Source organism: Sagittula marina (assembly GCF_014196795.1).
GTDB lineage: Bacteria > Pseudomonadota > Alphaproteobacteria > Rhodobacterales > Rhodobacteraceae > Sagittula > Sagittula marina.
In genome coordinates this window covers 21341-43695 of the sequence record NZ_JACIEJ010000003.1, presented here as the reverse complement: position 1 = coordinate 43695, position 22355 = coordinate 21341, and the positions used below count along the sequence as shown (strand labels likewise).

Below are 22355 nucleotides of genomic sequence, written 5' to 3'. Positions count from 1 at the left end.
TCACACGCCGGTTGGCGGCGGGGGAACCACGCCGCCGATCGACTGGGTCAGGGCCTCTGCCGCCGCAATCACCGGCTGGCTGAGCTGCGCCACCTGTTCCGGGGTCAAGCGGCTCGTCGGGCCGGAGACAGAAATCCCGGCCACCACCTCCCCCGCGATGCCAAAGACCGGTGCCGCGATGCAGCGCATACCGATGCTGCGCTCCTCGTCATCAAACGCAAAGCCGCGCGCCCGGATCCGGGCAAGGTCCGCCTGCAAAGCCTCGGCTGTGACGATGGTGTGCGGGGTAAAGGCCTGCAATCCGCCCGCCAGATGGCGCGCCAGACGCTCCCCCTCCATCTGCGCCAGCAACGTCTTTCCGATGCCGGAGCTGTGCATGTCCGACAGCGTTCCGGGCGGAAAGAAGGCCCGGATATTGGCGTGCGTTTCCACTTGGCTGAGAAACAGCACCTTGCCCTCCCGCTCGACCCCAAGGTTCGCGGTCTCGCCCGTCGCCTCCATCAGCTTGCGCATGATCGGGCGGGCCCGCTCCACCAGACTGGTGCGGCGCAAAAACCGTGACCCGATCGTGAAGGCGCGCGGACCGATGTGCCACAGCTGCTCTTCGGGATCGAATTCCACCAGCCCCCGGCCTTCGAGCGTCACCAGAACCCGGTAGACCGTCGAGGCAGACTGCCCCATCTCCTCCGAAATCGCGCTCAGGGCCATGCCTTGGCGTTTGCTGATGAATTCCAGAACCTGCATGGCACGATCCAGCGACTTGATCGTGTTCTGCGACGTCTTGTCGTCCCAATCACGCGGACGCCCCCGCGCCCGACGCTTGGCCGCGGCGGGATTGTCATGATTTTCCATAAGATGCCTTCTGGCTTTCAATGAAATTACGTTTCACGATATGAAAAACACAAACCCCTGTAAACATTTATCTTTCTGAAATTTTCCGTGTCAAATACGCGGGATACGAAAATATATGTCGCAACCCCGCCATCGCGTACCTTCCCTTTACCGACCCGTAAGGAGACCGACATGAGCTTTCAGAATCCCGTTTTCATTCCGGGGCCGACCAACATCCCCGAACGCCTGCGCAAGGCATGCGACATGCCGACCATCGACCACCGCTCTCCGCTGTTCGGTCAGATCCTGCACCCCGCCCGCGAGGGCGTGCGCAAGGTCCTGAAAAGCGAGCGCGCCCATGTCTTCATCTTCCCCTCCACCGGCACCGGTGGCTGGGAAACCGCGCTGACCAACTGCCTGTCCGCCGGGGACACCGTGCTGGCCGCACGCAATGGCATGTTCAGCCACCGCTGGATCGACATGTGCCAGCGTCACGGGTTGAACGTCGAGGTGGTCGAAACCCCCTGGGGCCAGGGCCTGCCCGCCGACCGCTACGAGGAAATCCTCACCGCCGACACCGGCCACCGAATCAAGGCCGTGCTGGCCACCCACAATGAAACCGCAACCGGCGTGAAATCCGACATCGCCGCCGTGCGCCGCGCGCTGGATGCGGCCGGCCACCCGGCGCTGCTGTTCGTGGATGGGGTCAGCTCCATCGCCTCGATGGACTTCCGCTTTGACGAGTGGGGCGTCGACGTGGCTGTGGCAGGCTCGCAAAAGGGCTTCATGCTGCCGCCCGGCCTGGCGATCACCGGCTTCTCGGACAAGGCAATGGCCGCCACCGGGACGGCGACCCTGCCCCGGACCTTCTTCGACGTGAAGGACATGGAAAAAGGCTATGCCAACAACGCCTATCCCTACACCCCCGCTGTCGGCCTGCTGAACGGGCTGAACGAAGCCTGCACCATGCTGCTGGCCGAAGGGCTGGAGAACGTCTTTGCCCGCCACCACCGCATCGCCGAGGGCGTGCGCGCCGCCGTGCGGGCCTGGGGGCTGGAGCTCTGCGCCGCCTCGCCCGAGGTCTACTCCGACAGCGTCAGCGCGATCCGCACGCCGGACGGCTTCAATGCCACCAGCATCGTCGAACATGCCGCCAACACCTACGGCGTGGCCTTTGGCACTGGTCTGGGCGAGGTCGCGGGCAAGGTCTTCCGCATCGGGCACCTCGGCTCGCTCACGGACGTGATGGCGCTTTCGGGCATCGCGACCGCTGAAATGTGCATGGCCGACCTTGGCCTGAACATCCCTCAGGGCATCGGCACCGGCGCGGCGCAGGACTACTACCGCGCCAATCCCGCGCAGGCGCAGAAGGTCGCCGCGGAATGAAGGACCACGCGATGTATATTCCCACCTACGAGGACATGCTCGCCGCCCATGAGCGTATCAAGCCGCACATTCGCCGCACGGAGGTCCGCACCTCCGCCTATCTCAACGAGCTGAGCGGCGCGCAGCTGTTCTTCAAATGCGAGAACTTTCAGGAGCCGGGGGCCTTCAAGGTGCGCGGCGCCAGCAACGCGGTCTTCGGGCTTGATGACGCGCAGGCCGCCAAAGGTGTGGCGACCCATTCCAGCGGCAACCACGCCTCCTGTCTCAGCTACGCCGCCATGCGCCGGGGCATCCCCTGCAACGTCGTCATGCCGCGCACCGCACCGCAGGCCAAGAAGGACACGGTCCGTCGCTACGGCGGCGTCATAACCGAATGTGATCCTTCCACATCCTCGCGTGAGGCGACCTTTGCCGAAGTCCAGGCGGCCACCGGCGGGGATTTCGTGCATCCCTACAACGACCCGCGCGTCATCGCGGGCCAGGGCACCTGTTCCAAGGAGTTCATGGAGCAGACCGACGGTCTCGACATGGTCGTGGCCCCCATCGGCGGCGGCGGCATGATCTCCGGCACCTGCCTGACGCTGGCGACCCTGGCCCCGGAATGTCAGGTCATCGCGGCGGAACCGGAACAGGCCGACGACGCCTACCGCAGTTTCAAGGCCGGGCACATCATTGCCGATGACGCACCCAAGACCATCGCCGACGGCCTGCTGGTCCCCTTGAAGGATCTGACCTGGCACTTCGTGTCGGGCCACGTGACCGAGATCTACACCGCCTCGGAAGCCGAGATCATCGACGCGATGAAGATCATCTGGAAGCACCTGCGCGTGGTCATGGAACCCTCCAGCGCCGTCCCCATGGCCTGCGTTCTGAAGAACCCCGAAGCCTTCCGGGGCAAGCGCGTGGGCATCGTCATCACCGGCGGCAACGTCGACCTCGACCGCCTGCCGTGGCTCGCTGCCAGCTAAACCCTTAAAAATTCGTTAAAATTGTCAGCTGACAATTTTCAGGAGGACCCTATGAAAGATCTGACAAACTTCGACGCATACGACGTGGGCTTCGACATTCCCGCCAAGCCGGGCATGGACGAGGCCGACATCCAGACCCCCGCGCTCGTGCTCGACCTCGATGCGCTGGAACGCAACATCAAGAAGATGGGCGACTATGCGAAGGCGCACGGTATGCGCCACCGCGTGCATGGCAAGATGCACAAGTCCGTCGACGTGGCCAAGCTTCAGGAAAAGCTGGGCGGCGCGGTTGGCGTGTGCTGCCAGAAGGTGTCGGAGGCAGAGGTCTTTGCCCGTGGCGGCATCAAGGACGTGCTGGTGTCCAACCAGGTGCGCGACCCGGCCAAGCTCGACCGGCTCGCCCAGCTGCCCAGACACGGCGCGCGCACCATCGTCTGTGTCGATGACATCGACAACGTGGCAGAGCTGTCGGCCGCCGCGCAGACCCATGGCACCGAGATCGAATGCCTGATCGAGATCGACTGCGGCGCGGGCCGCTGCGGCGTGACCACCACCGAAGCGGTCATCGACATCGCCAAGGCCATCGTCGCCGCCGAGAACCTCACCTTCACCGGCATTCAGGCCTATCAGGGCGCGATGCAGCACATGGACAGCTACGAAGACCGCAAGGCCAAGCTCGACATCGCCATCGCGCAGGTCAAGGACGCCGTCGACGGTCTGAAGGCGGAGGGCATCGACTGCACGCTCGTCTCCGGCGGCGGCACCGGGTCCTACTACTTCGAGTCGAACTCCGGCGTGTACAACGAACTTCAGTGCGGCTCCTACGCCTTCATGGACGCGGACTATGGCCGCATCCTCGACAAGGACGGCAACCGCATCGACCAGGGCGAATGGGAGAACGCGTTCTTCATCCTGACCTCGGTCATGAGCCACGCCAAGGCCGACAAGGCCATCGTCGACGCGGGCCTCAAGGCGCAGTCCGTCGACAGCGGCCTGCCCGTCATCTTTGGCCGCGACGACGTGGAATACATCAAGTGTTCCGACGAACACGGCGTGGTCATGGACCCGCAGGGCGTGCTGAAGGTCAACGACAAGCTGCGCCTCGTGCCGGGCCACTGCGACCCGACCGCCAACGTGCATGACTGGTACGTCGGTGTGCGCGGCGGCAAGGTCGAATGCGTCTGGCCGGTGTCCGCCCGCGGACGCGCCTACTGATCCGGTGACGCGAGCGCCCGGCCCGGGGAGGGGTCGGGCGGTTTCCTGTCGTAAATGCCGCATCCCGCGGCGCAGACAGGCCGCGGCACGCAGGCACGGCAGGCCATGAAAGAAGCCTGCCACACATCAAAAAAAAGGGAGAGGGACATGACCGAAGTAATGGATCAAGGCGCCAGTCACGCCGACACGGGGGCTCACGCGGCGCTCGATCCGGTGGCGCCGGAAGAAAAGACATGGGGGTGGTTCGCCATCTTCAACATCTGGGCGAATGACGTCCAGTCGCTGTTCGGCTACTCGCTGGTGGCCTCGCTGTTCATCTCCTACGGGGTGAGCGGCTGGACCGCCTTCGCCGGGCTCATCGCAGCCGGGCTGTTCACCATGTGGATGGTCAACCTGTCCGGCGCGCCGGGTGAGAAATACGGCATCCCCTACCCGGTTCTGGCGCGCGCCAGCCTTGGCACCCAAGGGGCGAAGCTGCCCGCCATCCTGCGTGCCACCGTCGCCGTCTTCTGGTACGGGGTGCAGGTCTACTTTGCCTCCACCGCGCTGGCGCTGCTGATCCGCGCGCTCACCGGCCTGTCCGGCGGGGCCGAGATCCTGGGGCTGACCAGCATCGACTGGCTGTCCTTCGTGCTGGTCTGGGCCTTTCACATCGTGATCTTCTGGCGCGGCATGAACTGGGTGGAAACCTTCCTCAACATCGCCGGGCCGTTCGTCTACGTGGTGATGCTGGGGCTGGTGATCGTGCTCTGGCAGAAGTCCGACGGCGAGCTGCTGTCCGCCACGCAGACGATCTTTGCCAATCCTGAAGGCACCTTCCTGACCGAGTTCAACGGTTTCGTTGCCATCGTCGGCACCATGGTCGCCTACTTCGCCGCCGTGATGATCAACTTCAGCGACTTCTCGCGCTACTCGCGCAGCAAGGCGTCGATGGTGATGGGCAACCTGATCGGCCTGCCGTTCAACATGATCCTGTTCTCGGCGCTGGCGCTGCTGACCACCGGCGGCGCGGCCGTCGTCTACGGCGAGGCCATCATCAACCCGACAGAGATCGTCGAGCGCACCGACAGCATCCTGCTGAGCGTGATCGCCGCCGTGACCTTCTTTGCCGCGACCGTGGGCATCAACCTGGTGGCCAACTTCATCCCCGCGGTCAACGGCATCGCCAACCTGTCGCCGGACCGCATCAGCTTTCGCGCCGGGGGCCTGATCACCTCGTTCTTTGCGCTGCTGATCGGCGGGCTGTGGACCAGCTTCATCAGCGAATTCGGCATTGGCGGTTTCGTCAATACGCTGGGTGCAACGCTGGCACCGATCTTCGGCATCATGATCGTGGACTATTACTGGCACCGCAAGGAAACGCTGGACCGCGACGCGCTCTATACCCTTGAGGGCGGTGAATACCACTACGGCAACGGGTGGAACGCGCCTGCGGTGAAGGCCTTCGGCATCGCGGCGGTGTTTTCCATCGCGACGGTCTGGGTGCCTGCGCTGAGCTTCCTCAATGGCTACGCCTGGGTCATCGGCGCCGTGCTGGGCGGGGCGATCTACAACACGCTGACCAAGGGCCGCGTGCCCACGGCCTGAGCCACGACACCGGACCGTCGTGCCCCCTGTGCGGCGGTCCCCTTTCAACTTTCGGAGAGACCCAAATGCTGATCGTGCCTGAACGCGAAATTGCCAACCTGATGACCCGCAAGGCGGCCTTTGACGCCGTGGAGAAAGTCTTTGCCGCCATGGCCGCGCAGGATGCCTACAACTTCCCCGTGGTGCGCGAGGCGATTGGCCATGAAGACGCGCTATACGGCTTCAAGGGCGGCTTTGACCGTGCCGGTCTGACGCTGGGCCTGAAGGCCGGCGGCTACTGGCCGAACAACCTGGAAAAGCGGGGCCTGATCAATCACCAGTCCACCGTCTTTCTGTTCGACCCGGACACCGGCAAGCCCGCCGCCATGGTCGGGGGCAACCTGCTGACCGCGCTGCGCACCGCCGCCGCATCCTCGGTCTCGATCAAGCACCTCGCCCGCGACAATGCCAAGGTCATCGGCATGATCGGCGCGGGCCATCAGGCGACGTTCCAGCTGCGCGCCGCGCTGGAGCAGCGACCTTTCGATAAGGTCATCGGCTGGAACTACCACCCTGAAATGCTGTCCAATATCGAAAAGGTCGCCACCGAAGCGGGCGTGCCCTTCGAGGCGGTCGATCTGCCCGGGATGCAGGAGGCAGACGTCATCATCTCGATCACCTCGGCCTTTGCGCCCTCGCTGATGGCCGATCACGTCAGCCCCGGCACCCACATCGCCTGCATGGGCACGGACACAAAGGGCAAGCAGGAGGTCGAGGCCGCCCTGCTGGCCCGCGCCACCGTGTTCACCGACGAAGTGGCCCAGTCGATCAGCATCGGCGAGGCACAGCACGCCATTGCGGAAGGCCTGATTGCAGAGGCCGACGTGCATCAGCTGGGCGCAGTGATCAACGGCAGCCACCCGGGCCGCAGCTCGGACGACGAGATCACCCTGTTCGACGGCACCGGTGTCGGTCTTCAGGATCTCGCGGTCGCATCGGCGGTCGTCGACCTCGCCGTGGAAAAAGGGATAGCCATCGAGGTCGATTTCTGAATTTCATGTCTCCCTGAGGTCAGAACGCGTCTGGCCATGCAGAGACCATTTCGCAGGCAGACATCCGTGGCACCGCTGACCAACGGCGTGTTCACTGCATGGCTGCCTGCGCTCTTTCTCATGTACGGAGGCCCTTCATGACCCGCGTTTTCATCAATGGTTTCGGCCGCATCGGGCGGACGCTGTTCCGCCAGATCCTGACCGGTGACACCGGCCTGGACATCGTCGGCATCAATGACATTGCCAGCCTCGAGACCTGCGCCTACCTGCTGCGGTATGACAGCGTCTATGGCCCGCTGCCTGCCGAGGTCGTCACCGGTCCCGGCTGGATCGAGGTCGCGGGCCGCCGCATCGCCTTCAGCCAGCAGGCGGATCTGCGCGCGCTGGATCTGAGCGGGGTCGACGTGGTGCTGGAATGCACCGGGCGGGCCACCACACGCACCGTGGCAGAGGCCGGGATCGACGCAGGGGCGCGCGACGTCCTGATCTCCGGTCCGTCGGCCGCTGCGGATGCGACCGTCGTGCTTGGCGCCAACGATCAGGATCTGGGCGATGCGCGGATCGTGTCGAACGCATCCTGCACCACCAATGCCATCGCGCCGCTGCTGCGTCTTCTGGATCTTGGCCTGGGGATCGAGACCGCCCATGTGACCACCATCCACTGCTATACCGGCAGCCAGCCGACCGTCGACGCGCCCGGCCCCTCGCCGGAGCGCTCGCGCGCAGCCGCCGTGTCGATGATCCCGACCTCCACCAGTGCCGCCGCGCAGGTGGTCGGCGTGCTGCCCGAATTCCGCAGCCGCCTGAGCATCGCCGCCGTGCGCGTGCCATGCCTGTCGGTGTCGGCCATCGACGCGGTGATCCAGACACACGAGGACATCGAACAGCCCGTGGCGGACTTCCTGAAGGAGGCACTGGCGGAATCCCCCCTGATCGGGCTGACGAGCGATCCTTGCGTGTCCACCGATCTGCGGGCGCGGCCTGAATCGCTGGTGCTGGCGCTGCCCGAAACCATGACGACCGGCCCGCGCCAACTGCGGCTGCTGGGCTGGTACGACAATGAATGGGGCTTTTCTGCCCGGATGATCGACATGGCGCGCCGTATGGCCGCGCGCTCGGGTCCTTTGGGCTGACGGCGTCGATTTCAGATCAAAGACAAGGAGGAGGACACCATGGCTCTTGACGAAACACGGAAAGACAACGAACGGCGCGCGGCGCTCGACTACCACGCATTGCCGCGCCCCGGAAAGCTGGAGATCCGCCCCACCAAACCGATGGAGACAGCGCGCGACCTGTCCCGCGCCTATTCCCCCGGTGTCGCCGAAGCCTGCACCGAGATCGCCGCTGATCCGGGCCTTGCCACGCGCTACACCGCCAAACGCAATCTGGTGGCGGTGATTTCCAACGGCAGCGCCGTGCTGGGGCTGGGCAACATCGGCGCGCTGGCATCCAAACCGGTCATGGAGGGCAAGGCTGTCCTGTTCAAGAAATTCGCCGGTATCGACTGCTTTGACATCGAGGTGGATGAAAGCGACCCCGTGGCGCTGGCCGAGCTTGTCTGCAAGCTGGAACCGACGTTCGGCGCGGTGAACCTGGAGGACATCAAGGCACCGGATTGCTTTGTCGTGGAGCGAATCTGCCGGGAGCGCATGGGTATCCCGGTGTTTCACGATGACCAGCACGGCACCGCCATCGTGGTCGCCGCCGCAGCGCAGAACGCCCTGCGCATCGCCGGCAAGCGCGCCGAGGACATCCGCATCGTCGGGCTGGGCGCCGGAGCGGCAGGGGTTGCCTGCCTGACCATGCTGCACAAGATGGGCGTGCCGCTGGCCAACATCACCGTCTTCGACCGCTCAGGCGTGTTGCATCCCGCCCGCGCCGATCTGGCGCCGGAGCAAATGGCCTTTGCCAATGCGCCCGACGGCATGACGCTGGACGAGGCGCTGAAGGGCGCGGACATGTTCCTTGGCCTCTCCGGTCCCGGCGCCCTGCCCGCCGCCGCGGTGCGCGAGATGGCGGAGAACCCGATCATCTTCGCGCTCGCCAACCCGACGCCCGAGATCATGCCAGAAGAGGCCCGCGCCGCTTCACCCGGGGCGATGATTGCCACCGGGCGCAGCGATTATCCCAATCAAGTCAACAACGTGCTGTGCTTTCCCTTCATCTTTCGCGGGGCGCTGGACGCCGAGGCCGATGACATCAACGACGCGATGAAGCTGGCCTGCGTCGATGCCATCGCATCGCTGGCGCGGGCCACCACTTCTGCCGAGGTGGGCGAGGCCTATGAGGGCGAACGGCTGACCTTCGGCCCCGAATACCTGATCCCGAAGCCCTTCGATCCGCGCCTGCTGCCGACCATCGCCGTGGCCGTTGCGCGTGCGGCAATGGCGTCCGGCGCGGCCCGCCGGGATCTGGATCTTGAGGCCTACAAGCAGGCGCTGGAGGCGGAGGTTTTCAAATCCTCGCTGGTCATGCGCGGTGTCTTTGCCGCCGCACGGCAGTCGTCGCGGCGCATCGTCTTTGCCGAGGGCGAGGATGACCGCGTGCTGCGCACGGTGCAATCCATGAGCGAAGACAGCACCGACCGCGCGATCCTGGTGGGGCGCCCGGACGTCATCGCCCAGCGGATCGAGCGCGCTGGATTGTCGATCGTTCCGGGGCACAGCTTTGACATCGTGAACCCCGAAAGCGACGAGCGGTATCGCGACTACTGGCAAAGCTACCATCAGGCGCAGAGGCGGCAAGGTGTGACGCCCGACCTGGCCAAGGCCGTGATGCGCACCAACACAACGGCCATTGCCGCCACGATGGTGCACCGCGGCGATGCCGACAGCATGATCTGCGGCACCTTCGGGCAGTACCTGTGGCATCTGAACTACGTCAGCCAGATGCTGGCCACCCCGGCATTCAGCCCGGCAGGCGCCTTGTCCATGGTGATCCTCGATGACGGCCCCCTGTTCGTGGCCGACACCCATATCCACATCGAACAGACGCCGGAGACGCTGGCGCGCACGGTGATCTCGGCTGCGCGCCACGTGCGCCGCTTCGGGCTGGAGCCGCGCATAGCCCTGTGTTCCGGCTCGCAGTTCGGCAACCTCGACAGCGCCTCCGGGCGGGTGATGCGCGGCGCGCTGGCGATCCTTGACGCCGAGGCGCGCGATTTCCAGTACGAGGGCGAGATGCACACCGATGCGGCGCTCGACCCGGAGCTGCGGGATCGACTGCTGCCCGGCAACCGTCTGGAGGGGCGCGCCAACGTGCTGGTCTATGCCAACACGGACGCCGCCGGGGCCGCGCGCAACCTGTTGAAGAGCGCGGCCGGGGGTCTTGAGGTCGGGCCGATCCTGATGGGGATGGGCAACCGCGCGCATATCGTGACGCCGGGAGTGACCCCGCGCGGGCTGCTCAACATCGCGGCGCTGGCCGGGGCAGAGGTGGCCACCTACGGGTGATCCGGCCGGCGGGGCGCATCCCCGCGCCCCGCCGCCCAAAGGGTCGGTGCAAAAACGGGCCGGGTGCTGTACGCGCCCGGCCCGTTGAATTTCGGCATGATCGGCGGTGGCGTCAGCCTTCCAGCATATAGGGCTGGTCGAACCAGTGTTCCTGCAGGTTGTCGCCCTCTCCGATCCTGTCGATCACCGCAAAGAGGCCGGACCCGGACAGCGGTGCAAGCACCCCGTGCCAGACATTGCGGTGGTAGTTGACGCCCTGCCCCGGTGCCGTCCTGAAGGCCAGCGGCGCACCGGGGCGACCGCCCGCATCCGGGGCGACCACCACGAGAAACCCATCCATCGACATCGGCAGGAACGCCTGGCTGCCCAATGGGTGCCGTTCCATCATGTCGAGCTTCAGCGGCAGCTTGCGCAGCTCTGCCTGAAACAGGCTGATGCCCGCCTTGCCACCGTCGATGAAATCGAGGCCCGCGCGGTCATGGAAGCGCCCGCAGAGGCCCTGGTTGATCATCTTGTCCGGCGCACCGGCGGTGTCGATCACATCGCCGAAGGGGGCGAATGTGTCGGCGGTCAGGGGGTGGATATGGATCGTGTTCATGTGGTCATCTTCCCCGCCAGGTGTTCTTCTGCGATGCGTTCCGCCTGCGCGCAGGCTTCGGCGAATTCCGCGCTCGGGTCATTGGCAATGCGGCGCTGCAGCGTGTCGATCAGCCCGGACGCGGTCAGATCCTGCGGTGCGCACACAAAAGGCATGCCGTGGACATCGGCGTAGCGAGCGCAGAGATCGTCGTACCCGGCACGCTGCTGATCGTCGAGTGTCGGGGGGATCGCGGCGGCACAGGCCGTCAGGACCGTGCGCTTCTGCGCCTCGCTGCCGGAGCGGAACGCCCGATCAGGCGGCAGTGCAGACCGATCGACAGCATCTTCGGCTTGCCTGCCTGGCCTTCGGCATAGAGCATGTCGAAGCTGTCCTTGAGGTACCCTTCGAACTGGGCGCCGTCGGTAAAGCCCGCCTGAATGGCGAAGCGCATGTCGTTGCAGTCCATCGTGTAGGGTACGATCAGCTGGTCCTTGCCTCCGGCCTTCACCCAATACGGGAGATCATCGGCATAACTGTCTGCGATATATGCGAAATCACCCTCCTCCGCGGCCAACTCGACCGTGTTCATGGAACAGCGCCCGGTGTACCAGCCGCGCGGCGGAGTGCCTGTGACCTCGGTGTGCAGGCGGATCGCCTCGCGGATCTGGGCGCGCTCTTCCTCGGCGGGCATGTCCTTGTGCTCGACCCATTTCAGGCCGTGGCTGGCGATCTCCCAACCGGCGTCCTGCATCGCCTTGAGCTGTCGCGGTGCCCGCGCCAGAGCGGTGGCGACCCCGTAGACCGTCACGGCCTTGTCCTTGAGCAGATCATAGACGCGCCAGAAGCCCGCACGGCTGCCGTATTCGTAGATGGTCTCCATATTCCAGTGCCGCTGCCCCGGCCATGGCTGCGCCCCGGTGATCTCGGACAGGAAGGCCTCGGAGGCAGCATCGCCGTGCAAGACGTTGTTTTCGCCGCCTTCCTCGTAGTTCAGCACGATCTGGACGGCGATCCTTGCACCATTGGGCCAACGGGCTTCGGGCATGTCTGGGCCGTGTCCGGCCATGTCTCTGGGGTAGCGTTGCAAATCAGGAACCTCCGTTTTGAGCGCACCCTAGGCGATAAAATCGGCAAGCATTGTCAAAAAAAATGCGAAAGAACCTTCGGCAAGCGGCGACCGGTCATGCCGCGCCCTGGGCAAAGGCGGCGCTGATGCGGTCGATCATGAATTCCATGAAGATGCGGGTCTTGGGGTCCTGGCGGCGGCGATGGGTGAACAGGCACGCCATCTGGATCGGCTCCGGCGGCGTCGCCTCCGCCACGGGCACGAGGGCGCCCGACGCAAGGTGATCGGCCACCTCGAAGCGCGGTTTCATGAGGATGCCCTGCCCCGAGAGCGCCCAGTCGGTCAGCACATCGCCGTCGTCGCTTTCGTAATGGCTGGTGACGGCAAAGCGGCGCGGGCCGTCCGGGGTCTGCAAGCGCCAGCGCGGCTCCTGTGCGCCAGGAAAGCGCAGGTTCAGGCATTCGTGCTGGTCCGAGATCAGCGCGTCACCATCGACCGGCATGCCCCGGCGCGCAACGTAGTCGGGCGAGGCACAGAGCACGCGGTCGACGTCGGCGATCTTGCGAATGCGCAGGTTGCTGTCCTCCGGCTGGCCGAGGAAAAAGGCCAGATCCAGCCCCTCGGTGGTCAGGTCAACCTTGCGGTCGGTCAGGCGCAGGCGGATGCTGACGTCCGGATAATCGGCACGAAATTCCGGCACGCGCGGCGCGATCAGGCGACGCCCGACGCCCAGCGGGGCCGCGATATACAGCGATCCCTTGAGGTTCTCGGTCACGTTGATGATCTGGGCTTCTGCCCGGTCGACGGCTTCGAGGATCTCCGTCGCGCCACGGTAGAAGCTCTGCCCGTGTTCGGTCGGGGACAGGCTGCGCGTGGTCCGCTGGAACAGCCGCACGCCGAGATGTTCCTCCAGCTGGGAAATCCGCGAAGAGGTGACCGCGGAGGAAATGCGCAGGTCGCGCCCGGCGGCAGACATGCTGCCCAGTTCGTAGACCCGGACAAACGTGCGGATGTTGTCGATATAGCTCATGGTAGCGAATCCCGCTGCAGGCGCGACGGCGTGGCAGGCAGGACGAGGTCCGGCACCTGCATTGTTCCGTCTTTTTTGATGCTGACGTTCAATTGCCGCCTTTAGCACGATACAAAACGGGGGACCAGCATCCGCCCTTGCAGCGCGGTCAGGCGTTTTGCGAGGGGGCGCGGCGCGGGGCCAGTTGGTCCTGCAGCGTCGCCGCTCTTGGCTGCGCATCAAAATCCAGATCGGCCTCAAGGTGGCGCAGGTGGCTGTCGGTCAGGGCGACCATCTCGTCGCTGTCCCCGCGTTCCAGCGCATCGACGATGCGGGCATGTTCATCCTCGGCACACGACGATGTGCCATGGCGGGCGTACAGGCCAAGGATCAGCGTGCTGCGCATGGTCAGCTCGGACAGGAAACGGTCGAGCACTTCGTTGTCGGCGACCTGTGCGATGCGCATGTGGAAATCGCGCGAGGCACGCAGCTCGGCGGGTTTGTCGCGGGCGTCGCGGGCCTCGGCCTCTTCGCGGATGTTTTGCCGGAGGAACCGGATGTCTTCCGAACTGGCCTGACCGGCAGCGGCGCGCGCGATGGTGCGTTCGATGGCGCGACGGGCCTGGAACACGTCGCGGGCCTCCTTTGGCGAGGGGGTCATGACAAAGGCCCCGCGATTCGGCCGCAGCTCGACCACATGCTGTGCGGCCAGCGTGGCCAAGGCGCGCCGGACATTCGCCCGGTTGCAGCCGAACAGGTCGCTAAGCGTCTGTTCGCCCAGCTTTGTTCCGGCTGGCAGACGCTGTTCCGCGATTGCGCTCAGGATCGATTCAACGATTTCGTTTTCGGGGAGACTTTGCATGGCGCTCTGAAAATAAAACTTTCTTTGCAGTACGTTAGGCAGCGGGGCACGGGTTTGCAAGGCTGCTCCGACGGCAAGACGCTTGACGTGTTAGCAACTATTGTTAACAATTTATGATAACAAGAGGAGGCTCCATGAAAATCTTAGTCGTCAATCCGAACTCCACCGCCGCCATGACGGACAAAGCCGTCGCGGCCGCGCAGGCCGTGGTGCATTCGGACACGGTCATCGTCGGGGCCACCGGCACCGGCCCGGCCAGCATCGAGGGCCACTACGACGAAGCCATGTCCCTGCCCGGTCTGCTGGCCGAGGTCGCCAAGGCAGAGGCGGCGGGCATCGACGGCATCGTCGTGGCCTGTTTCGACGATCCGGGCATCGGTGCCTGTCGCGAACTGGCCAGCGGGCCGGTGATTGGTCTGTGCGAGGCGGCGGTGAAGGCGGCCAGCATGTTGTCGACGTCGTTTTCGGTGGTGACCACCCTGCCCCGGTCGATCCCGGTGATCGAACATCTGATCCACGGCTACGGCCTGTCGCACCAGTGCCGCCGCGTCCGGTCCGCGGCGATCCCGGTGCTGGCGCTCGAAGAGGAAGGGTCAGGCGCCCGCGAGAAGGTCCGGGACGAGATCCTGCGCGCCATCGAGGAGGATCACTGCGAGGCGGTCGTGCTGGGCTGCGCAGGCATGGCCGACCTGACCGAGTGGCTGAGCGCCGAAACAGGCATTCCGGTCATTGATGGCGTCACGGTCGCGGCAAAGATGATCGAAGCGCTGGTGGGGGCCGGCCTGAAGACCAGCAAGATTTCCGGCTATTCGACGCCGAACAAGAAATAAGAATGCTCTAGGGAGGAGTAGACATGACGATGAACGCAGAAACCGGGATGGCCGGTGGCCAGATCGCCGATCACGACGAAAAGGGGCTGGGGGAGGAAAGCCTTGCGCCGCAACAGACCCGGATCATGGACCCCTGGTCCTATCTCTTTGCCTGGCTGGGGGGCTGCGTGTCGATCGGCACCTTCACCGTCGGGTCGGGTCTTGTCGGGACGCTGAACCTGTTGCAGGTGGTCGTGGCCATCGGCATCGGCTGCACCGTGATCGGCGCGGCGCTGATGATCAACGGCCAGGCGGGGCACAAGTACGGCATCCCTTTCATGGTGCAGGCGCGCTCGGCCTTCGGGTTCTCGGGCTCACGGCTTCCGGCGCTGGTCCGCTCGGTCCCGGCAATCGTCTGGTTCGGGTTCCAAAGCTGGATCGGTGCCGGGGCGCTGAACCTGGTGTCTGAGACCCTGTTCGGTTTCAGCAACATGGTCGTCTTCTTCGTGGGCTTTCAGTTTCTGCAGATCGGCCTGTCGGTGCTGGGGTTCCACGGCATCAAGTGGCTGGAGAACATCGGCTCCGTCTTTATCATCGGGTCGCTGGTCTACATGTTCTTCAGCGTCCTGAACAAATACGGCGACGAGATTTCCACCAACCTGGTGAATGTCGACGGCACCTGGGGCGCGCCGTTCTGGGGGGCCACCATGCTGTTCCTCGGCATCTACTCCACCATGATGCTGAACGTGTCGGATTACTCGCGCGAGCTGCGCCACAATGTGGGGCCGGTGCGGCAGGTCGCGATCTACGCCAACTCGATCCTGCCCGCGACATTGTTCATGGGCCTGATCGGCCTGATGGTGTCGGGCGCAACCGGCGAGGTCGATCCGATCAAGGTCTTCTCCAGTGCTGTCGACAACAAGCTGCTTCTGGTCGTCACCTTGCTGTTCATCGCCTTTGCGCAGGTCACGACGAACATCCTCAACAACGTGGTGCCCCCGGCCTACGCCTTGATGGATATCTTCAAGATCAAGTTCAAGGTCTCGGCGATCCTTGTGGGCCTGCTGGCTTTTGCCACCTTCCCATGGGAACTGGTGAAGGATGAATCCGCCGCCGGTCTGAGCCTGTTCATCCAGACCTATTCGGCCTTCCTCGGCCCGATCTTCGCGATCCTCGTGGTGGACTACTATGTCCTGCGCAAGCAGACGCTGGACCTGGACAAGCTCTATGACGAAAACGGCCCTTACAAGGGCGTGAACTGGGCCGCTGTCTTTGCCATGGCCGTTGGTGTCGTCGCGGCGCTGCTGTTCTCGGGCATCAGCTGGTACGCGAGCCTTCTGCCAGCGGGCGCGGCCTACTACATCCTGATGCACGTCATGCCCTCGGCCAGACGCTTCATGGAGTGACGGTTCACCGCAACCGATGACAGTCAGGACCGCCGCCTTGTCAGACAAGGCGGCGGTTCTCGTTTCCGATGATCCGACACGATCGAACCCGGTGGTGTGCGGCCTCCGTCGCCTGCGTGGATCTGGAGGTCGGGCGCTGCATTTGCTCAGGCTGGAGATGGTCGGTCGGCACCAGCGCGGGTCGATCCGGATGACATTGAATTTTCGCGGAGACGGCGTGCTGACGTCCCACCTGCATCGCCGCGCCGTCGGGATCGCATGCAGGTCGGACGGCGCAAAGCCGATTACCGCTTGCGGTCCGTTCCGCGCTGCGTCAGTTGCGCGCGATTTCCGTCCGCTTCCGCGGGGCAAACGCGTATCTTCGAATGCCAAAACCCTCGATCTTTGCCGTCGTTGCCTTGGTCACGAAAGAGACGTGGCGAAACGCGTCGCGCTTGAACAGCGGCGAGATATACGCCTCGATGAGTGGCCCGTCGTGGATCAGCAGGCTGTGGAGGATCGCGATAGACGTGGAGGTGAACCCGGCGGGGGTGACCAGGAGGCCGTCGCGCGTGCCGCGGGCTTGTTTGATCCATTTCATATTCTCGGCCTCGCTGACGCTCTGTCGAAAGTCGATTTCGGCGCCTTCGCCCTCTGCCGTCCGGCGGCACAGCGTCTCGACGTCGTCCAGCGTGTCATGGCCGTGGACTTTGCTGGCGCGTGCCCAGCATGTCGCGGCCGGGGCCGTTTATGATCGGGACTGGGAGGATCTCCGTTATTCAGCCGTTGTAGCCATAAAGGCGGAGAGCGCGGCCGGTGCTGCGGCTTCGGTCGGGGTGGTGACGCCGCCATATATGCCGACCAGCAGGACGGAAAAGATCATCCGTTCCCACCTGTCGTTGATGACATCGGTTCTCCGATGGCATGTCGTGATTTTTATAGGCCCCTTCCCAAAAGCCCTGTGTTTTCTAGACCGTTGGCATATCCTTGGCGCGCTGCAAACGCTTGAGGGCCGCGATGCGGAACGGGGCGTTGGGGGCGCCGTAGCCAGCATATCCGCCGCGACGCTCGACGACTTCAAAGAACATCTGGCCGGCGAATGGTTTCGAGTAGAACTGGAAGAACTCCCCGTGCTCGTCGGCGTCATACAGGATGCTCGCGGCGCGCATGCGGTCGAGTTGCTCCGGCTGCAGGTCAAAGCGCGCCGATAGGTCGTCGAAGTAGTTCGGTGACAGCGGCAGCGCCTCAAATCCGCGCGCTTTCAGAGCCTCGGCGGTGGCGAAGATATCGTTCGTGGCCAGCGCTACGTGCTGGATCGTTGCGCCCAGCCCGTCTGCCAGGAACGAGCCTGCGAGGGTCTTGTGCGACTCTGCGCCGTTCAGCGTGATGCGTGCCGCGCCGTCGGGCGCCGCGATGGCCCGGCTTCGGATCAGCCCGTCGGGGTCGACCACGTCAACCATCGGCGCTTTCTGCATGTCGAAAAGCGTGGTCCAGAACAGAGACCACGACAGCATTTCGTCATAGCTCATGGTCTGGGCGATATGGTCGACGCGGGTGAGGCCGGCCTCTGGCGTGGCCGCATCCTCGGGCAGGAAGTCCACATCCCACACATCCGAAAGCGCGCCTTCGCTGATCAGATGCATGACGCTGCCGCCAAGGCCGCGGATCGCCGGGATGGGCATCTCTCCGGGGCCGATGGGCTGCGAAAACGGCTGGGCGCCCAAAGCCTCTGCGCGGATCACCGTGTCTTCGGCGGAGGCCACAGAAAGACCGATGTCGCAGATCGTCGTGCCCCGGACAGTCCAGGCATTGGCGGCGTGGCCCGTCGTCTCGGCATTCAGCAGGAACCGGATGTTGCCCTGCTGCCAAAGCGTCACCGCCTTTGAAACGTGTCGTCCCCTGCGCTGGAACCCGAGGCTTGCAAGCAAGTCTTCCAGTGCGGTCAGGGCCGCCCCCTGAGCTGCGAACTCGATGAACGCGGTGTCATGCACGCTGACCGGGGCGGGCAATGGCGGCACGCCCGACATGGCCTCCGGTTCCTGGCGCCGCACGTCGTCCATCAGCGCGATCAGCGAGCGGTAGCCATCGCGGGCGATGGTTTTCGGGCTGCCGCCGCGGAACTGGTCGTTGAAGATTTCGAGGCTGACCGGCCCTGCGTAGCCCGTCGCCATGACGGCGCGCATGAAGTCGGTGACCCGCAGGTCGCCTTCGCCGGGCATGTTGCGGAAGTGCCGGGACCAGTAGAGCAAGTCCATTTCGATGGCGGGCGCGTCCGCCAGCTGCACGAAGAAGATCTTGTCGCCCGGAATGCGTCGGATGGTTTCGGGGTCGATCCCGCGGGCCAGGGTGTGAAAACTGTCCAGGACCAGCCCCACGTTCGGATGATCCGCCCGCCGCACGATTTCCCACGCATCGCGATGGTCGTTCACGTGACGGCCCCAGGCCAGCGCCTCGTACCCGACCCGCAAGCCCCGCGACGCCGCCAGATCGCCCAGTTCGGCCAGATCCCCTGCGGCGCGGTCGATGCCGCCAAGCGCCTCGGGATGCACCGACGAGCATATCAGCATCAGCTCGCAGCCCAGCTCCTGCATGACGTCAAACTTGCGCCGCGCGCGCTCGAAGGCCTTGGCCCGCAGCGCCGTGGGCAAACCCTCGAAGTCGCGGAACGGCTGGAAGAGCATGACCTCCAGCCCGCTTTCCCGGATACGGCGCCCGACGGCGGCGGGGCTGCGGATATCGGCTATGAAATCCTGCTCGAAAATCTCGATCCCTGTGAAACCGGCCTCGGCGATGGCCTCGATCTTTTCCTCGAGGTTGCCCGAGATCGACACTGTGGCGATGCCCGTTTTCATACAAGTTCTCCCTCGGTCGGCGCGAGGCTTTGAAACGTCTGGCGCATCCGGTCGGCGTCGGCCTGGGCCAGGATGGCGGCAAGGTCGTCTTTGGTGTCCGCGTCGGTATCAAGAAGATCGTAGCGACAGGTCAGGCCGTGGGCCTTTGCCTCGGCCTCGTGCATTGCCGGGGTGCGCGACAACTGGATGCCACGACCGACAAGGCCCAGTTTCAGCACCGTCTGGCCGCGGTCCACACCTGTTTCTGGCGATTGTTCGAGATTCATGGACGCGCGGAGCTCCCTTTCCAAAATTCTTGCGCTCAAATTGTTCCGCACGGTACAATTCGTCAAGGAAAAAGGGACTGACGTGTCCATTTTGCATGTGCTAATGCGTCGGAGTGGAGGGTCGCATGGAAAAGAATACCGAGGCAGAGCGCCGCAGCTGGAGGCAGAATCCCGAGGCAGTGCAACGAGATATCCTCTCCGTGGCCCTGACGGAATTCGCGGCGAAGGGGCTGTCCGGCGCCCGGATCGAAACCATCGCTTCGCGTACCCGCACATCGAAGCGGATGATTTATTATTACTTCGGTGACAAGCTCGGCCTCTACACCAAGGCGCTGGAAACGGCCTATATGACCGTGCGCGAGGGAGAGGCCGCGCTGGATCTGGCCGATCTGCCCCCGGACGAGGCGCTGGCGCGGCTCGTGGCCTTCACCTTTGACCACCACCGCAAGTCCGCGGATTTCATCCGAATGGTGATGATCGAGAACATCCACAACGCCGAGAACCTCGCGGCGTCGCAGATCATCCGGGACATGAACGTGACAGCGATCGAAAAGCTCGAAGACATCTGTCGACGCGGGCAGGATGCCGGGCTTTTCCGGTCTGACCTCGACGCGGTTGCGCTGCACTGGCAGATCAGCGCCGCGAGCTTCTTCAACCTGTCGAACCGCCCGACCTTTTCCGCAATCTTCGGCCCCGACCTGTTCGAGGAAAAGGCGCAGGCGCGTTTGCGGGCGCAGATCGTGGAAAGCATCCTCGCCACCGCGCTAAAGCCCTCCGCCCTGCATGGCATACGCTCCAGAGGGGCGATCCCGGACAGCGACACGCCGACCGAGTGATCCCGAGGCAGGCGTGTCGCTGGCGCGCGTCCGTCAGAGGTCATTTGAACCCAAGGGATAGGTCTGTCGGGCATCCGGGAAAGTCAGGGCCATATCAGCCTGTCTTTGGATGAAGAGTGAGCCCCTCGCCTTTGGCGAGATGGCCGCTTGCAGCCCTTTGCCCCGAAAGACAGTGCCGCCAGCGTTACACTGGCGGCACTGTTCAGAGGGCACGTGCCCGGAGGGCAGACAGCGGCCCTATACGCAAACTGATCGCTTACGCCCGCGTGGCCGACAGATGGCGATCACGGAAATAGGCCAGAAGTTCCACCAGCACGAGCAGAAGCATCGACAGCCCCACCAGCGGAAAGAAGATCCCCGCGGCAATGGCCATGACCAACAGGGTACGCGGAATGCGCCAGTCTGCCGGGACCTGAGGCACGCCGAGCGCACCGGAGGGGCGGCGCTTCCACCACATCGTGGCGGCCGAGACGCAGAGCCCGACCATGGCGGCGCAGGCCAGCGCCAGAACCAGCTGGTTCAGCAGCCCCCATTCCTGGCCCATGTGGACGCTGATCCCCCACTCGGCCCAGCGACCGAGCGTGCCGAGATCTTCGAGCCCTGCGTCGTAAAGCACCTCGCCGGAGTAGCGATCAAGGTGGATGACCCGTTCGTAGGTGATGTCATCGGGGTAAACCGACGCGGTGAAGACCCCGGTCGGCCCACTCGGGAAGGTGACGGCATAGCCCGGCACGATGCCCAGACGCTCCACCGTTGCGACCGCGTCATCGAGGACCGGAAGCGAGACCGCATCGCCCTCGGGGATCGCCGCCGCACCTGCCCCGTGGCCGGCGTGCGCATTGCCGCTGTCGGACATCGGAATGGGCTGCTGCTCCATGATCCAGGGGGCACGGTCGACAACGTCCTTGGTGGGCACACTCGAGAGGGGTTTGTCCGACCAGTAGCCGTCAGGCATGCCGAGGCCCAAAGCATAGGCCGTGTCGTAGAATTTCCCGCCCCAGACGCCGGACCATGGCAGGCCCGTCATGGCGAGGAAAATGATGAAACCACCGGTGTAGATCCCGGTGACCGCATGCAGGTCGCGCCACCAGGGGCGGCCCTTGCGGGCCTTGATCCGGACCGTGCCGACCTTGCGCCCGCGCGGCAGCCACAAGAATATGCCACTGGCGACCAGCAGGACCATCCAGCCGGCGGCGGCCTCGATCAGGCGATTGCCGAACCAGCCGATGTATTCCAGCGAATGCAGCTTGCGCACCACGTACATGGCCGGGCTTCCCGCCGCGCCGCCATCCCACAGTGTGCCCAGAACGCGCCCGTCGGCAGGGTCGACGTAGACGGTGTTGCGCATCCCTTCGTCGTCAACGATGTCGATCTCGGCGCTGCGGTCCGCTGCCGGGGCCGGCGTGTAGGCCTTGACCGTTCCGGGATGCGCTTCGAGGGCTGCGGCGACGATGCCGGAGGGTGGCAGGCTCTCGGTCCGCGCGTTGGTAAAGCGCAGGTCCGCATGTGCAACGTTGTTGATCTCGTCCTTGAAGAGATAGACGCCGCCGGTGACGGCGAGAATGAGGACGAAGGGCAGGACGATGAGCCCCGCGATGAAGTGCCAGCGCCAGACAGCGCGATAAAGCGCGGAACTGGCCGCGCGGTTTGAAGTGTCAGTCATGTGAACATTCCAACTGTCCCGTCAGCGACGGGCATGAAGCAGGCAGCACCCCGCGAAACAGGGTGCGATGGATCAGGTCTGTTTCAGACGATCCGGGGCGGTGCCCGCGTGGAATGATTGATGTTGCGGCCCTGGGCTGCGCGATGCAGTGCCTCGCCCTGCCGCCAGAGGTCGTGCGGCGCGAAGGCCAGCTCCAGGGTCGGCGCGCTCAGCTCGGGGGCTTGCGGCGTGGCGTGGCAGAAGGGGCAACGGTGCTCGTGCGTGCCGTGTCCGTCGTGATCGGCACAGAGGTCGCCCTCTCCGAATGTCATGACAAAGATCGCGCGCTCCCGGTCGCCCTGCTCCGGCGCCATCAGCATCGCCGAGACAACGCTCGTGAGCGCAAGGCACAGGCCAAGCACAAGGACGCAGATCAGGGGCACGCGGGTCGACATGGCGCGGCTTATGCCACCCTGCCCGTCTTTGGGAAAGATGGAAAAGTACCTTTGCGCCGATCCGCGATTTGCTGCGAGGGCGAAAAAAACTGCTTGCGGGCTTGTAACGTTATACAATAACAC

The 22355-nt window shown here is 64.6% G+C and carries 21 protein-coding genes; 10 read left to right on the top strand and 11 right to left on the bottom strand.

What is annotated here, in order from left to right; genetic code table 11:
• On the bottom strand, positions 1 to 852 hold the full coding sequence (bhcR, locus tag GGQ68_RS06425) for an HTH-type transcriptional regulator BhcR (RefSeq protein WP_183964184.1): 852 nt from the start codon (positions 850 to 852) through the stop codon (positions 1 to 3).
• Between the two features lie 171 nt (positions 853 to 1023).
• Between bhcR and bhcA the strand changes: the two genes are divergently transcribed.
• From bhcA to GGQ68_RS06390, 7 genes are all read left to right on the top strand, one after another.
• Positions 1024 to 2217: an L-aspartate--glyoxylate aminotransferase BhcA gene (bhcA, locus tag GGQ68_RS06420; RefSeq protein ID WP_183964182.1), complete on the top strand. Its 1194-nt coding sequence runs from the start codon at positions 1024 to 1026 to the stop codon at positions 2215 to 2217.
• Positions 2214 to 3185: a beta-hydroxyaspartate dehydratase BhcB gene (bhcB, locus tag GGQ68_RS06415; protein ID WP_183964180.1), complete on the top strand. Its 972-nt coding sequence runs from the start codon at positions 2214 to 2216 to the stop codon at positions 3183 to 3185. The genes bhcA and bhcB overlap by 4 nt, the downstream gene beginning before the upstream one ends.
• A gap of 51 nt (positions 3186 to 3236) precedes the next feature.
• The gene (gene bhcC, locus GGQ68_RS06410; RefSeq protein WP_183964178.1) at positions 3237 to 4400 is read left to right on the top strand and encodes a 3-hydroxy-D-aspartate aldolase BhcC; all 1164 of its coding nucleotides are present in this window, start codon (positions 3237 to 3239) and stop codon (positions 4398 to 4400) included.
• Between the two features lie 147 nt (positions 4401 to 4547).
• Entirely contained in the window at positions 4548 to 5987 is a 1440-nt protein-coding gene (locus GGQ68_RS06405) for an NCS1 family nucleobase:cation symporter-1 (protein ID WP_221235536.1), read from the top strand.
• 65 nt (positions 5988 to 6052) lie between these two features.
• Positions 6053 to 7018, top strand: a complete 966-nt coding sequence (gene bhcD, locus GGQ68_RS06400) for an iminosuccinate reductase BhcD (RefSeq protein WP_183964176.1) — start codon at positions 6053 to 6055, stop codon at positions 7016 to 7018.
• Between the two features lie 137 nt (positions 7019 to 7155).
• Complete coding sequence (locus GGQ68_RS06395; protein WP_183964174.1) at positions 7156 to 8151, top strand: type I glyceraldehyde-3-phosphate dehydrogenase; 996 nt, start codon at positions 7156 to 7158, stop codon at positions 8149 to 8151.
• Positions 8152 to 8190: 39 nt separating this feature from the next.
• Positions 8191 to 10470 (top strand): NADP-dependent malic enzyme, encoded by a 2280-nt coding sequence (locus GGQ68_RS06390; RefSeq protein WP_183964173.1) that lies wholly within the window; start codon positions 8191 to 8193, stop codon positions 10468 to 10470.
• A 112-nt stretch (positions 10471 to 10582) separates the two neighbouring features.
• Here the strand turns inward: GGQ68_RS06390 and GGQ68_RS06385 are convergent, their stop codons facing one another.
• From GGQ68_RS06385 to GGQ68_RS06370, 5 genes are all read right to left on the bottom strand, one after another.
• Positions 10583 to 11068 carry an ureidoglycolate lyase gene (locus GGQ68_RS06385; RefSeq protein WP_183964172.1) on the bottom strand — a complete coding sequence of 162 codons (486 nt, stop codon included), beginning with the start codon at positions 11066 to 11068 and terminating at the stop codon, positions 10583 to 10585.
• Entirely contained in the window at positions 11065 to 11298 is a 234-nt protein-coding gene (locus GGQ68_RS24830; RefSeq protein ID WP_425502965.1) for a 2-oxo-4-hydroxy-4-carboxy-5-ureidoimidazoline decarboxylase, read from the bottom strand. Before GGQ68_RS24830 ends, GGQ68_RS06385 begins: the two co-directional genes overlap by 4 nt.
• A 17-nt stretch (positions 11299 to 11315) precedes the next feature.
• Complete coding sequence (puuE, locus tag GGQ68_RS06380) at positions 11316 to 12137, bottom strand: allantoinase PuuE (protein WP_425502960.1); 822 nt, start codon at positions 12135 to 12137, stop codon at positions 11316 to 11318.
• Between the two features lie 94 nt (positions 12138 to 12231).
• Positions 12232 to 13146, bottom strand: coding sequence for a LysR family transcriptional regulator (locus GGQ68_RS06375; RefSeq protein ID WP_183964171.1), 915 nt, complete (start codon positions 13144 to 13146; stop codon positions 12232 to 12234).
• A gap of 148 nt (positions 13147 to 13294) precedes the next feature.
• Positions 13295 to 13987, bottom strand: a complete 693-nt coding sequence (locus tag GGQ68_RS06370) for a GntR family transcriptional regulator (RefSeq protein WP_183964170.1) — start codon at positions 13985 to 13987, stop codon at positions 13295 to 13297.
• A gap of 134 nt (positions 13988 to 14121) precedes the next feature.
• On the opposite strand from GGQ68_RS06370, the gene GGQ68_RS06365 reads away from it, so the two are divergent.
• Both GGQ68_RS06365 and GGQ68_RS06360 read left to right on the top strand, forming a co-directional pair.
• Complete coding sequence (locus GGQ68_RS06365; RefSeq protein WP_183964169.1) at positions 14122 to 14817, top strand: aspartate/glutamate racemase family protein; 696 nt, start codon at positions 14122 to 14124, stop codon at positions 14815 to 14817.
• Positions 14818 to 14840: 23 nt separating this feature from the next.
• Positions 14841 to 16202: an NCS1 family transporter gene (locus GGQ68_RS06360; RefSeq protein WP_183964168.1), complete on the top strand. Its 1362-nt coding sequence runs from the start codon at positions 14841 to 14843 to the stop codon at positions 16200 to 16202.
• Positions 16203 to 16515: 313 nt separating this feature from the next.
• Here the strand turns inward: GGQ68_RS06360 and GGQ68_RS06355 are convergent, their stop codons facing one another.
• The 3 genes from GGQ68_RS06355 to GGQ68_RS06345 all read right to left on the bottom strand — a co-directional run bounded on the left by GGQ68_RS06355 (position 16516) and on the right by GGQ68_RS06345 (position 19299).
• Entirely contained in the window at positions 16516 to 16854 is a 339-nt protein-coding gene (locus tag GGQ68_RS06355; RefSeq protein ID WP_246429301.1) for a type II 3-dehydroquinate dehydratase, read from the bottom strand.
• 295 nt (positions 16855 to 17149) lie between these two features.
• The gene (locus tag GGQ68_RS06350) at positions 17150 to 19033 is read right to left on the bottom strand and encodes a bifunctional sugar phosphate isomerase/epimerase/4-hydroxyphenylpyruvate dioxygenase family protein (RefSeq protein WP_183964165.1); all 1884 of its coding nucleotides are present in this window, start codon (positions 19031 to 19033) and stop codon (positions 17150 to 17152) included.
• Positions 19030 to 19299 carry a hypothetical protein gene (locus GGQ68_RS06345; RefSeq protein ID WP_183964163.1) on the bottom strand — a complete coding sequence of 90 codons (270 nt, stop codon included), beginning with the start codon at positions 19297 to 19299 and terminating at the stop codon, positions 19030 to 19032. Before GGQ68_RS06345 ends, GGQ68_RS06350 begins: the two co-directional genes overlap by 4 nt.
• A 125-nt stretch (positions 19300 to 19424) precedes the next feature.
• On the opposite strand from GGQ68_RS06345, the gene GGQ68_RS06340 reads away from it, so the two are divergent.
• Positions 19425 to 20135, top strand: coding sequence for a TetR/AcrR family transcriptional regulator (locus GGQ68_RS06340; RefSeq protein WP_183964161.1), 711 nt, complete (start codon positions 19425 to 19427; stop codon positions 20133 to 20135).
• A 256-nt stretch (positions 20136 to 20391) separates the two neighbouring features.
• Here GGQ68_RS06340 and GGQ68_RS06335 read toward each other — a convergent pair whose 3' ends face one another.
• A complete protein-coding gene (locus GGQ68_RS06335; protein WP_183964159.1) occupies positions 20392 to 21798 on the bottom strand; it encodes a PepSY-associated TM helix domain-containing protein in 1407 nt (468 codons plus the stop codon).
• An 83-nt stretch (positions 21799 to 21881) separates the two neighbouring features.
• Entirely contained in the window at positions 21882 to 22232 is a 351-nt protein-coding gene (locus tag GGQ68_RS06330) for a hypothetical protein (RefSeq protein WP_183964157.1), read from the bottom strand.
• Positions 22233 to 22355: the final 123 nt, after the last annotated feature.

Coding starts and splice junctions, on each gene's coding strand:
- GGQ68_RS06405 (WP_221235536.1), top strand. CDS start 4,548: ATGACCGAAGTAATGGATCAAGGCGCCAGTCACGCCGACACGGGGGCT.
- GGQ68_RS06370 (WP_183964170.1), bottom strand. CDS start 13,987: ATGCAAAGTCTCCCCGAAAACGAAATCGTTGAATCGATCCTGAGCGCA.
- bhcA (WP_183964182.1), top strand. CDS start 1,024: ATGAGCTTTCAGAATCCCGTTTTCATTCCGGGGCCGACCAACATCCCC.
- GGQ68_RS06390 (WP_183964173.1), top strand. CDS start 8,191: ATGGCTCTTGACGAAACACGGAAAGACAACGAACGGCGCGCGGCGCTC.
- bhcR (WP_183964184.1), bottom strand. CDS start 852: ATGGAAAATCATGACAATCCCGCCGCGGCCAAGCGTCGGGCGCGGGGG.
- GGQ68_RS06360 (WP_183964168.1), top strand. CDS start 14,841: ATGACGATGAACGCAGAAACCGGGATGGCCGGTGGCCAGATCGCCGAT.
- GGQ68_RS06340 (WP_183964161.1), top strand. CDS start 19,425: ATGGAAAAGAATACCGAGGCAGAGCGCCGCAGCTGGAGGCAGAATCCC.
- GGQ68_RS06375 (WP_183964171.1), bottom strand. CDS start 13,146: ATGAGCTATATCGACAACATCCGCACGTTTGTCCGGGTCTACGAACTG.
- GGQ68_RS06330 (WP_183964157.1), bottom strand. CDS start 22,232: ATGTCGACCCGCGTGCCCCTGATCTGCGTCCTTGTGCTTGGCCTGTGC.
- bhcD (WP_183964176.1), top strand. CDS start 6,053: ATGCTGATCGTGCCTGAACGCGAAATTGCCAACCTGATGACCCGCAAG.
- GGQ68_RS06335 (WP_183964159.1), bottom strand. CDS start 21,798: ATGACTGACACTTCAAACCGCGCGGCCAGTTCCGCGCTTTATCGCGCT.
- GGQ68_RS06385 (WP_183964172.1), bottom strand. CDS start 11,068: ATGAACACGATCCATATCCACCCCCTGACCGCCGACACATTCGCCCCC.
- GGQ68_RS06395 (WP_183964174.1), top strand. CDS start 7,156: ATGACCCGCGTTTTCATCAATGGTTTCGGCCGCATCGGGCGGACGCTG.
- GGQ68_RS06345 (WP_183964163.1), bottom strand. CDS start 19,299: ATGAATCTCGAACAATCGCCAGAAACAGGTGTGGACCGCGGCCAGACG.
- bhcB (WP_183964180.1), top strand. CDS start 2,214: ATGAAGGACCACGCGATGTATATTCCCACCTACGAGGACATGCTCGCC.
- GGQ68_RS06350 (WP_183964165.1), bottom strand. CDS start 19,033: ATGAAAACGGGCATCGCCACAGTGTCGATCTCGGGCAACCTCGAGGAA.
- bhcC (WP_183964178.1), top strand. CDS start 3,237: ATGAAAGATCTGACAAACTTCGACGCATACGACGTGGGCTTCGACATT.
- GGQ68_RS06365 (WP_183964169.1), top strand. CDS start 14,122: ATGAAAATCTTAGTCGTCAATCCGAACTCCACCGCCGCCATGACGGAC.